Origin of the sequence: Acinetobacter sp. NIPH 542, from assembly GCF_000369825.1 — a bacterium.
In the GTDB taxonomy this organism is placed as follows: domain Bacteria; phylum Pseudomonadota; class Gammaproteobacteria; order Pseudomonadales; family Moraxellaceae; genus Acinetobacter; species Acinetobacter oleivorans.
Window position 1 is genome coordinate 1,897,434 of record NZ_KB850206.1, and the last position, 11,822, is coordinate 1,909,255.

General features: G+C 39.6%; 10 protein-coding genes. 1 reads left to right on the forward strand and 9 read right to left on the reverse strand.

The window, feature by feature from the left end; genetic code table 11:
* Window positions 1-27: 27 nt before the first annotated feature.
* The 9 genes from F886_RS14335 to F886_RS14375 form a co-directional block, all read right to left on the reverse strand.
* The gene (locus tag F886_RS14335; protein ID WP_005306672.1) at window positions 28-744 is read right to left on the reverse strand and encodes a response regulator; all 717 of its coding nucleotides are present in this window, start codon (window positions 742-744) and stop codon (window positions 28-30) included.
* A gap of 11 nt (window positions 745-755) precedes the next feature.
* Window positions 756-3,410, reverse strand: coding sequence for a sensor histidine kinase (locus F886_RS14340; protein WP_005306675.1), 2,655 nt, complete (start codon window positions 3,408-3,410; stop codon window positions 756-758).
* Window positions 3,411-3,448: 38 nt separating this feature from the next.
* Complete coding sequence (kdpC, locus tag F886_RS14345) at window positions 3,449-4,054, reverse strand: potassium-transporting ATPase subunit KdpC (protein WP_005306678.1); 606 nt, start codon at window positions 4,052-4,054, stop codon at window positions 3,449-3,451.
* Between the two features lie 13 nt (window positions 4,055-4,067).
* On the reverse strand, window positions 4,068-6,107 hold the full coding sequence (gene kdpB, locus F886_RS14350) for a potassium-transporting ATPase subunit KdpB (RefSeq protein ID WP_081402188.1): 2,040 nt from the start codon (window positions 6,105-6,107) through the stop codon (window positions 4,068-4,070).
* A gap of 8 nt (window positions 6,108-6,115) precedes the next feature.
* Window positions 6,116-7,825, reverse strand: a complete 1,710-nt coding sequence (gene kdpA / locus F886_RS14355; protein ID WP_005306684.1) for a potassium-transporting ATPase subunit KdpA — start codon at window positions 7,823-7,825, stop codon at window positions 6,116-6,118.
* Window positions 7,826-8,083: 258 nt separating this feature from the next.
* Window positions 8,084-8,521: a 2-amino-4-hydroxy-6-hydroxymethyldihydropteridine diphosphokinase gene (locus F886_RS14360; protein ID WP_005306687.1), complete on the reverse strand. Its 438-nt coding sequence runs from the start codon at window positions 8,519-8,521 to the stop codon at window positions 8,084-8,086.
* A complete protein-coding gene (gene folB / locus F886_RS14365; protein WP_005306690.1) occupies window positions 8,478-8,858 on the reverse strand; it encodes a dihydroneopterin aldolase in 381 nt (126 codons plus the stop codon). The genes F886_RS14360 and folB overlap by 44 nt, the downstream gene beginning before the upstream one ends.
* A 15-nt stretch (window positions 8,859-8,873) precedes the next feature.
* Complete coding sequence (locus tag F886_RS14370) at window positions 8,874-10,172, reverse strand: ABC1 kinase family protein (RefSeq protein ID WP_005306693.1); 1,299 nt, start codon at window positions 10,170-10,172, stop codon at window positions 8,874-8,876.
* A 58-nt stretch (window positions 10,173-10,230) separates the two neighbouring features.
* Complete coding sequence (locus F886_RS14375) at window positions 10,231-11,007, reverse strand: HesA/MoeB/ThiF family protein (RefSeq protein WP_005306696.1); 777 nt, start codon at window positions 11,005-11,007, stop codon at window positions 10,231-10,233.
* A 173-nt stretch (window positions 11,008-11,180) separates the two neighbouring features.
* On the opposite strand from F886_RS14375, the gene F886_RS14380 reads away from it, so the two are divergent.
* Window positions 11,181-11,759, forward strand: a complete 579-nt coding sequence (locus tag F886_RS14380; RefSeq protein WP_005306699.1) for a flavin reductase family protein — start codon at window positions 11,181-11,183, stop codon at window positions 11,757-11,759.
* Window positions 11,760-11,822: the final 63 nt, after the last annotated feature.

The window sequence follows — 11,822 nt, forward strand, 5'->3', positions numbered from 1 at the left end:
ATTCCCTAAGGTTTTTTTTATATCTCATTAATGATTTTTCTGTTGAGCTAAAAAACGTAATCCAACACCAGGTTCAGTAGCAATATAGCGTGGTTGAATCGCGTTATCCCCCAACTTACTACGTAACTTCCCCACTAAAATACGTAAATAATGCGTATCTTCCTGATGGGTTGGCCCCCATAATTCTTTTAAAAGTTGTGGCTGTGTTAAAAGCTGACCTTGATAGCGCATTAATAACGTCAAAAGTTGAAATTCTTTTCGAGTTAACGTAATTGGCTGTTGCTCGATCCACACCAAACGTTGCGTAACATCAACTTTAAGATAACCATCGTCATATACATGTGCATCTTGCTGAATCGGTTGGTTTCTTAAAATGACACGTATGCGCGCTAAAAGCTCTTGCACACTAAAAGGCTTGCTCATGTAGTCATTTGCGCCAGCATCGAGCAAAGCAACTTTTTCATATTCATCGGCACGTACAGATAACACAATAACAGGCACATTCGACCAGCTACGTAATTCTTGGAGTACTTCTTTACCATCTAAATCAGGTAAACCTAGGTCAAGAATAACCAAATCAGCACCTTGGGTCGCCAAAGTTTCTAGGCCTTTGTAACCAGTCTCACAGAGCGTAGTTTTGTATTTTTGTGTTCTTAAAGCGATGTCTAAAAATTTACGGATTTGAGGCTCATCATCAATAATCACAATACGTGTTTCTACAGGAGATGTTTCTGAAGTTATCATGACTTTACAACTTATTCTTTTACTGGATGAATGGGTAATCTGATTTGAATTAAAGTACCTTTATTTTGGCGTCCTGAAAATGCTTCTATTGTACCCATATGAGCACCAATAATTGCCTTAACAATCGTTAGCCCTAAACCTGTACCAAATTTTCCACGGTCTCCACGCTCCATGGTGTAAAACATATCAAAAATGCGGTTTCTTTCGTCTTCAGGAATTCCCGCTCCTCTATCTTCAATTTCTATTTTAACTTCATCTTCTGATGAAAGTTGAGCACGAATCATGACAGATTCATCTGGAGGTGAAAAGTTTGCCGCATTTTCTAAAACATTAAAAATGGCTTGCTCTACCAGTGCTGGGTGTACATATAAACTAATCGCTTGTTCAGGTAATTCAACCGACACTTGAGTATCTGGTTTATAGCGCTTTAAACGGCGGGTTGCAGAACCAATTAATTCATCCACACCAATCCAGTCTCTTTTTAAAGATAGACCTTCATGTCCTAAACGTGTCATATCAAGTAGGTTTTGAATATAACGATCTAAGCGTTCGCCTTCTAAATGAATGGTTTCGAGTAAATCCTGTTGGTCTTGTTCTGACATATCAGCTTTAAAATGGGCAAGTGTGTCTGCTGCACCAATAATAGAAGCAAGCGGTGAACGTAAATCATGCGATACCGAAGATAATAAAGCAGAACGTAATCGCTCTGTTTCACTGGTGACTTTTGCTTGTTCAAGTTCATTGACCAATTGAGTTCGCAGTGCTGCTTGTGCAATATACTCAATTACACTTTCCGTCAGTTTCTTTTGCTCAAAATTTAGAGAAACCACATCATCCTTAAAGTAAATTCCCACTATACCTAGGCTATTTTTCTGTTCTAGAAGAGGTAAAAACCACCAGTTTGACTGACTGAGTGTATCGGTAAAACGTCCGCACGGCTGCCTGTGTTTTAAGCACCAATCTGCAGCGACTTTTTCTTTATCGCTTAGCTCTATATCAGATGAAATGACTCTATCTTGAATAGAAATCCACACCTTCGTTTGAAGTTGGGTTTCTAAAGTCATTCGGCCTGTTTGCATAACTTCTTCAAGGTTTACTGCACTAGAAAGCTTACGCGCTAAATCTTGCATTACCGTAGTGTAAGCATTGGCAGCTTTTAAGGATAAAACCTGCTGACGTAATTGAGAGGCCAAACGCCCAGCAATTAAAGCTGCCGCAAAAAAAGCCACAACAGTAACCACACCTTGGTGTGCTGAAATTTGTAGGGTAAAACGTGGAGCAATAAAGAAAAAATTATAGGCCAAGAAACAAATAAGAGCAGCTACTACCGCAGCAAGCATTCTAGTTTTCGTTGCTACAATTAAAACTGAAATAATAAAAATGACAGAAAAATCTTCAATACCTAAGAGAACTTCGGCAAAGTGAGCGATAAAAATACTGGCACATGTAACAGCTAGAACAAAAATACTTTCTTTTAATGATAAAAATGACGGCTTTTCAATCTGATTGATCTTCTTAGTACCCTGTTCTGGATGCAAAATGGTTAAAGCAATCGAGTTTTCTTGATTTAATAATTGTTGAGCTAAATTTTTCTTAAATAACTTTAACCACCACGGCGAAATACTTTTACCAATGACTAGATTGGAAATACCTCGATCAACGGCGGCATCCATTAATACTGACGCAACTCGATGCCCATATAAAACCTCTGTTCGACCACCGAGTTGCCGAGCCAATTCAAATGCACGATCAATCTCAATATATTCTTTTTTATATGAGTTTCCTGAACTCTGTCCAAAGTTCAAACTTTTAGCAACATTCACTACAGTCCATGTTGCCCCATAGCGTTCAGCTAGCCGACAACCTGCTCGTACTAAATATTCAGAAGAACCTTGTCCGTCTATCGCAATCATTAATTCATTTTGCAACGAGATAGACTTCAAACCTTTAGAGGCATAGCTCTCTTTTAAATCTGAATCGACATGTTCAGCAACGCATTGCATTGCCAGTTCACGTAAGGCAGTTAAGTTTGAAATGCTGAAAAAGCCTTGTAACGCCAGATTTGCTTGCTCTGGCACATAGACTTTTCCTTGATGGAGCCTTTCGATCAGTTCACTGACAGGTAAATCAATTAAGCGAATGTCTCGAATACGATCAAACACTCTATCTGGTACCGTTTCATTTACTCGAATCCCCGTAATCTGGTAAACAACATCATTTAGGCTTTCTAAATGCTGAATATTCATGGTGGTAAATACATCAATACCTGCGTCTAGCAATTCATTGACATCTTGCCACCGTCTTTCATGACGACTATTGGGTATATTGCGATGAGCCAACTCATCAACCAAAACAATTTCTGGATGCCTAAGCAAAATAGCATCGAGGTCCATTTCTTCTAAAGTATGCCCCTGATATTGCATTTCCTTTCTAGAAATTTGGGGCAACCCTTCCAAAATTTTTAGAGTTTCTATTCGTCCATGAGTTTCAACAATACCTACAACAACATCTGTGCCCTGTTGAAATAACTCTTTGGCGCGGGCAAGCATGGCATAGGTTTTTCCAACACCAGGTGCCGCACCTAAAAAGACCGTTAGTCGACCGGCTTGATATCTGTTGACATGATTTAATAAGGCCTCAGCCTGATTTTCGCGATTGCTTTGCACTTGATATCATCCGGTAAACTAACAACTTTATTTTTAAGTTAATGTGTAGATTGTAATTGATCTAAAGCAATATTGAGCTGTAATACATTAACACGAGCTTGCCCCAATACACCAAACTGCTTCGGTTCAATATGCTTTTGCAAAAGCTCTTCCACAATCTTAGGCTCTAAATGACGCGCTTGAGCCACTCGAGCAACCTGTAACTGAGCAGATTCAGGACTAATATGCGGATCAATACCACTCCCCGATTTAGTCACCAAATCGCTTGGAATCGGTGCATTACCTGTGTGATTTTGTTTTTTTACCGCAAGAATCTGAGCATCAATTTGTTGCTGTAGTTCAGGATTAGTACGAGCTAAGTTTGTACCTGCCATAGCCATCGGGTCATAAGCGACTGCTGAAGGACGCGGATGAAAATAAGCCTCTCCCACAAATGGCTGAGCGACTAATTTTGACCCTAAAACTTTATGATCTATTTCAATCAAACTACCATTCGCTTGATTGTTAAATAGCACCTGTCCCGCACCTGTAGCAATCGCACTATAAACAGCACCACAGCCAACTAAAGTAAAAATTAATAATCCCAAAGATGCTCTTAAGGTCTGACCCAAATTTGCTTCTGAATTTTGTACATAAGTTTTCATTTCAAACTCCAGATTACAAACCAAATAGTTGAACAATCACAACATCAATCGCTTTAATGGCAATGAATGGTAGAACCACACCGCCCACCCCATAAATCAACATATTTCGACGTAGTAACTGAGTTGCAGTTGAAGGTTTAAATTTCACGCCTCGGAGTGCAATTGGAATTAATAACGGAATAATAATCGCGTTAAAAATTAATGCAGATAAAATCGCACTGCTTGGACTTGCTAAGTGCATTACATTCAATACTTGCATTTGTGGAATCGCAGCAGCGAACAATGCAGGCAAGATGGCAAAGTATTTAGAGACGTCATTTGCTAAAGAAAACGTTGTTAAAGCACCACGAGTAATCAACTGCTGTTTACCAATTTCAACCACAGCAAGTAGTTTGGTTGGGTCAGAGTCTAAATCGACCATATTGCCAGCTTCTTTTGCAGCTTGTGTCCCCGAGTTCATGGCTAAGCCAATATCGGCTTGTGCTAGTGCTGGTGCATCGTTGGTTCCGTCACCAACCATTGCAACTAAACGACCTTGTTGTTGTTCAGTACGAATACAAGCCAATTTATCTTCTGGTTTTGCTTCGGCAATATAGTCATCTACACCCGCTTCAGCAGCAATCGCAGCAGCAGTTAATGGGTTATCACCTGTGACCATGACGGTTTTGATGCCCATTTCTCTTAAACGGGCAAAACGTTCTTTAATGCCATGTTTAATCACATCGGAGAGTTCAATCACACCCAATACATGATGTTGATTTGCGACAACCAATGGTGTTGCCCCTTTTTTGGCAACTTGTTCAACACGTGCTTTTAACTCTAAATCTTGAGAATAATCTTCATCTACAAACTTTAAGATTGCATCTAAAGCACCCTTACGAATTTGGTCACCACTCGGTAAATTCACACCGGAAATTCGAGTCGAAGCACTAAAAGAGATAAATTCGGCTTGCTCAGGTTCTTGCTGTTTTAGACCTTGCTCTTTTGCTAACTTAACAATCGATTTCCCTTCTGGTGTTGGGTCAGCAAGAGAACTTACCCAAGCAGCGGCTCTCAACTCCGACTCAGTTACCGAAGTTAAAGGATAAAAAGAAGTCGCTTGACGGTCACCATAAGTAATGGTTCCTGTTTTATCAAGTAAAAGCACATCAATGTCACCCGCAACTTCTACAGCTTTACCTGATTTTGCCAAAACATTGGCTTTGAGTGCACGGTTCATCCCCGCAATACCAATCGCAGGTAATAAGCCACCAATCGTTGTTGGAATCAGGCAGACCAATAACGCCACGAGCACAACTGGATCAAGTTCAATATGCAAATACTTGGCAATAAATGGCAGGCTAATCACGACAATTAAAAACGTGATTGTCATCACCATTAATAAGAAGCCAAGCGCAATCTCATTCGGTGTTTTTTGGCGATTTGAGCCTTCAACCAAAGCAATCATACGGTCTAAGAAACTTTGACCAGATTCAGCAGTCACTTGCACAACAATACGATCTGTCAGAACTTTGGTTCCGCCAATAACACCTGAACGGTCTGTTCCAGCTTCACGTAACACAGGTGCTGACTCACCTGTAACAGCTGATTCATTAATAGTTGCAAAGCCTTCTACAATCTCACCGTCGGCTGGAACAAGCTCACCTGCATGTACTTCAATAAAATCATTTAAATGAAGTTCAGTAGCTGCTATTTGGGTGGTTTGACGGTCTGTCAAAGAGTTGAGTCTTCGAGCCGTTAAATTTTCTCTTGCTGCACGTAATGAAGATGCCTGCCCGCGACCTCTGGCTTCTGCAACCGCTTCAGCATAGTTGGCAAATAAAATGGTAATAAACAGAATTGCTGTAACCGCGAAACCAAATAACAGCGTGGTGTAACCCAAGAATGTACTAATTGCAGTAACCACTGTTCCAAGCCATACAATTGCCATCACAGGGTTTTTAACTGCATGCTGCGGTAGCAGTTTCACAAATGCATTTTTCCAAACTTCAAAATTTGGCACTGCCATAGTTTGTTTATGGCTATTTACATGAGTTTGTGTATTCATTTTCACTCGCCTCCTTAGCCTTTAACCAACAAAAGTTGATCGGCAATAGGCCCAAGGACAAGAACTGGCATAAATTGTAATAAGGTAAGCAACACAACAATCGTAATCAGCGTTAAACCAAAGGTTGGAGTTTCAACTTGAAGACTACCTGCTGTTTCGGGTGCTTTTCTTTTTGCTGCTAAACGTGTCGCAATCATTAATGGCAAAATTAATGTCGGAAAACGTCCTAACAGTAGAGCGATACTACAAGTGACATTCCACCATACAGTGTTGTCTCCAAGACCTTCAAAACCTGAACCATTGTTGGCAAATGCAGAAACATATTCGTAGAACACTTGGCTAATACCATGTGGTCCCGGATTACTAATTCCAGATATGCCTGGAATGCTGAGGCTTAATGCGGTAAATGCAAGAATGACTAAAGGTTGAATCAAGATAATAATCGCGAGCAATTTAATTTCTGCTGCTTCAATCTTGCGCCCAAACAATTCAGGGGTACGGCCTGTCATTAAACCTGCAATAAATACTGCAAGTAATAGATAAATCATAAATTGTTGCAGACCACAGCCCACACCACCCCAAATCGCATTAATCAACATATTGATGAGTTCGACTAAACCAGTAAGCGGAGCAGAAGAATCATGCATCATATTGACCGAACCGTTATTCACCTGCGTAGTGATCGCTGCCCAAACTGCTGATGCGACTGGTCCAAAACGTTGTTCTTTACCTTCCATTACGGCAAGTTGAGATGCTGTCGATGACATACTCTCAGACCAGACAGCCGCTGCACCTGAAATAATCGACATGAAAAGCATGCTGCCAAACACAAAGTAGGCAAATTTTTTACGCTGGGTAAAATGTCCCACCATAAAAATCACGGTAAGTGGAATGAGTAATATCGCAATCATTTCTAATAAATTAGAAAGCGGTGTTGGATTTTCTAAAGGCACACTACTATTTGGACCATACCAACCGCCACCATTACTTCCCAATTGCTTAATCGCGACCATTGGTGCAACTGGACCTAATGGAATTTTTTGGGTTTGTATGGTATTCGCTTTATCAATCAGCTGTACTTCAGGCCCGCCTTGGAAAGTCGCTGGTACGCCTTGGCTGTTGAGCAATAACGACCAGACGAAACAGAGCGGAAGCAAGAATCGGACTGTAGGGCGAATTACATCTGCCCAATAATTCCCAATCAAAATTTGATCTGGTTGCTCGGCAACATCGGCTGCAATATGGTTAGGACGTTGATAAAAGAAAGCTCTTAAGGTCGCAACCACCAAAGCTAGCCCCATCATTGGAGTAATGACTTGCAAGCCCACAATACCTGTCATTTGCGACAAATAAGATAATTGAGCTTGCCCAGAATAATGCTGTTGATTGGTATTAGTTAAAAATGAAATAACCGTGTGTAATGCTAAATCCCAACTCATATTTGGTGCATGATTTGGATTTAATGGTAGCCATGCTTGTGTCATAAAAATAGCAAAAACGGCTATAGCTAGAAAAACACAGCTAACAACAAATGCTAGAGAATATTGTTTCCAGTTCATTTGTTGTTGTGAAGATATACCTAACAAGCGATAAACAGGATTTTCAATCCAGCGAAATAATCCATCGCCCGCCATCGGCTGATTTGTCATCACTTTGGATAGATATTTACCGAGGCACCATGCTAGAAAAATAGCAATAAATAAAACAAGTATAAGTTCTAACATGGCTATTCTCCTCTATACCCCTTGGCTTGATTTGCCAAACTGGAAATAAGGAGAGATGAAGAAATATCATTTGTTTTAAGTCCGCATAACACAATGCCAGACTGATGCAAGATGCGCATTTGAGAATTTATAAGCATCTTTATTGTCCTGAAATAACACTAATTTAGTGAATTTCAGTATGGATAAAATGCCCGTAAATTCTCTATTGAGGAAATTAAAGACCGCGTAAAGTTTGCGTAAAATCTAATTTGAAAGCCTTTAAACTTTAAAGTTAACGACTGGATAAAGCATGCTATCAGCCTTTAAGGTTTCACAAGACCAAAGTTCATATAAAGGAATTTTTACATCAAGTGCCAAAGGTAATTTTTTAGAATTAAATTGCATATGGTCCAGATCACTTCCCCATGCAATCAAATCTACATCTAATGAGATATGATGCGATGGACGAACACGCCCCGAATCTAACTCAAGTTTCTTTAAAAAAGATTCAATTTGGTCACACGATAAAGTGCTTTTTAATAGACATGCTGAATTCCAATAATCATCTCCAATACCATCTCGGCATGGAATTTGATAAACAGATGAAAACTGCACTTTCCCCAAAGTTGCTAATTGCGTATACGCAAAAGTAAAGTGCTGATCTGCGTCTAAATTACTCGCTAGGGCGAGCGCAAAAATTGTTTCTGGTGCGTTCAAGACGAATTCCTACAGCATTAGCTTCTGCAATGATGGCGGGCTTACGGATGGTTATGGTAATTTTTTCAACTGTTGGAAAGGTTTCAAACAAACATTTCAAAACAAGATGTGCTGCATGTTCAATTAATTCAGGTTTAGCTTGTTGAATGGTTTGAGCCGATAACTCACAAATCTGGGCATAGTTGAGTGTGTCCTCAAGTTTGTCAGACTCTGCTGCTCGGCTCAAATCATTATGGATGGTTAAATCCAACATTAAAGGTTGAATAATTTGTCTTTCCCAGTTGAAACAGCCAATCACTGTCTCAACCTTCAAGCCTTCAATAATAATGGCATCCATAAATTTAAACTGACCTTAGTGCTTTAACAACGAAGCAGGTTCCATATTTTGAACCATTTTCAAACGTTGGTCTGCATAAATATCAGTATATGGTGCGAGTACGCGCATAAAACGATCGAAATAAAGCATTTGCTTAAATAACAAGGCAAAATCACGTGGGAATTTAATACCGTGGCGCTCACCAACCCCTACCATATCCATCATGATATCGTTTAAATCAGCTGGATTTGAAGCGAGAATTTGTTGAGGGTCAGACATTAATACGCCATTAAATAAGCGCTCCAAATCTTGTGCTAATACATCAACATCAACTTTGTTATGAGTCATACCCATTTTCAGCATATTTTCAGCCATTGCCTGATAATCAGTTTTTTGCAATGCATCCATAAAGGCCATACATGCTGTCCAGACTTCTGGCTTTAACTGACCGACAATACCAAAATCGATAAAACCAATTCGACCATCTTCAAGCAACATTAGGTTTCCAGCATGTAAATCCGCATGGAAACTCTTACATAGCATGAGGCTACCGAACCATGTATTCATGGCAGTAATGAGTACTTGCGATGGATCTTTAGCATATTGTTTTACAACACTAAAGTCTGTCAAAGACACACCGTATAGGCGTTGCATAGTTAAGACACGACGTGTAGAAAACTGATGATAAACTTTAGGCGCAGTCGCAGCTTTGTTTTGTGAAATATTCAGATATTCAATAAAGTCATCTAAGTTTTGTGCTTCTTCAATGAAATCGACTTCACGAACCATACGGCTTTTAATTTCATCAACAATTTCGGAAAGAGCAGCAAATTTGATTTTTGGTACTGCACGTTCAAGTAGCTTGGCAGCCCAATGCACCACACTTAAGTCGGTATATAAAATGGTTTCAACGCCAGGCTTTTGTACTTTAATAACAACATCTTCACCTGTGGTCAGCTTAGCTGCATGAACCTGAGCAATTGAAGCAGAAGCTAATGGCTTTTCATCGATGTAGCTAAAAATTTGGCTTAAATCACGCCCTTCAAATTCAGACGCAAGCACACCTTGAATATAACTAAATGGGAGTGTTGGTGTCTGGTCTAAACAACCTTGAAATTCTTCTACATATTCTCGCGGGAAAAGCGATGGAGTACTCGCAATAAACTGACCAAGCTTAATATAAGTTGAACCAAGTGACTCAAAAGTCTCTCGCATGAGTTTGGCATTACTTGGTTTTTCAGTTGCGTATTTAATTCCAGCTTTGGCCGCAACCACTGCTGTTTCACCAATGCGGGCGACGGAACGTAACCCATCAAACAAAATATTTTTTTTCATATTTCTTCAAAACCAAATCATTCAGGTTGAGTGTAGCAAATTTTGTTTCATTTACTGATTAGCTTGCCTGACAAAGTGGGCAATTTACATCTTTATCAAAACTAACAATACGTTGTGTCATATTTAAACCATCCCACAATAATAGTTTCTGCTTTAAAGATGTACGATTTAACCCTAAATACAGCAAAGTGTGATGTGCTTGTAATGACGCTATCATTACAGGAGTAGTCGCAAGCACCCCTGATTCTGCACAGCGCAGTCCTTCATTGCTATGTTGTTCTTTCGGAAAAAGGCACTCATAACAAGCTGAATCTCCTTCAACCATAAACATTTGTGCCTGAAAACCAATTGCTGAAGCACTAATTAAAGTGACCTGATGCTTCTTACAAGCTGCATTTACTAAATAGCGAGTTGTAAAATTATCACATCCATCTAAAACCACATCTTGGTGTTCAACCAGTCTATCAATGTTATGTTCGTCTAAACGTTCGTTGTAGTATTCAACACAGATATAAGGGTTAATTTTCTGTAAACGTTTAGCCAAAATTTCTGCTTTATAACGTCCGATATCTTCATGACCAAATGCAATTTGACGCTGTAAATTACTTATCTCAATCGTATCTGCATCAATCAGTGTAATTTTTCCAACCCCTGCTCGCGCTAATAGCTCTGCACTGCTACAACCTATTCCACCAGCACCTACAATCAGCACATTAGCAAGTTTGAGTTTTTCCTGAGCTTCAATATCCCATCCATCAAGTAAAATCTGACGGCTATAGAGATGCATTTCTTCATCACTTAACTCTACAAAATCGATATCTTGAAGCTCGGTCACGCGTTAATCCTTTCACTTAGAAGCGAAATGATTTTATGACTAAGTTCGTTATTATGAAAGCTATAAAATAGAAACAACTTTTTTATTCTAATAAAGCTGATTTACCAACATTGCATCTATCAAGCTTTCTGCAACAATAGAAATATCTATTTTCTTTATTACTTAGGCTAAATATGACGCAATCATATATTGCACCTGTAGAGTTAGAAAAAGCTTATCGTTTATTAAATCATGGTCCAACTGTCCTAGTTTCTGCACAACATGGTGATGATCGCAATGTAATGGCTGCCGCTTGGGCATGTGCCTTAGAGTTCAAACCAGCCAAAGTGTCCGTGGTTCTTGATAAAAGTACTAAAACCCGACAGCTCATTGAGCAAAGTGGCTATTTCACATTACAAGTTCCCTGCTATGCACAGCTCGATCTGACTCATCAACTTGGAACCATTAGTAAGTTGGATGATCCACAAAAGCTTGAGCACTGCGGAGTAGAGCTATTCTATCAAGAAGACCTGAGTAGCCCACTTGTATCAGGTTGCATTGCATGGCTTGTCTGTAAACTTATTCCAGAACCTCATAATCAGTCAGCTCATGATTTATTTATTGGTTCTGTTGTGGGTGCATGGGCAGATAGCCGCGTTTTTAGAGATGGTCACTGGCATTTTCAAGATGCACCGAAAGAACTTCGAAGCCTACATTATATTGCTGGAGGAACCTTTTACTTGATTGGTGAAGAAGTCCAAGCTCAGCTTTAATCATCAAAAAGCGAGTTTCATTTAAATTTTGAAGTGTATTGAATTCAACCTAGAAAATTTCTG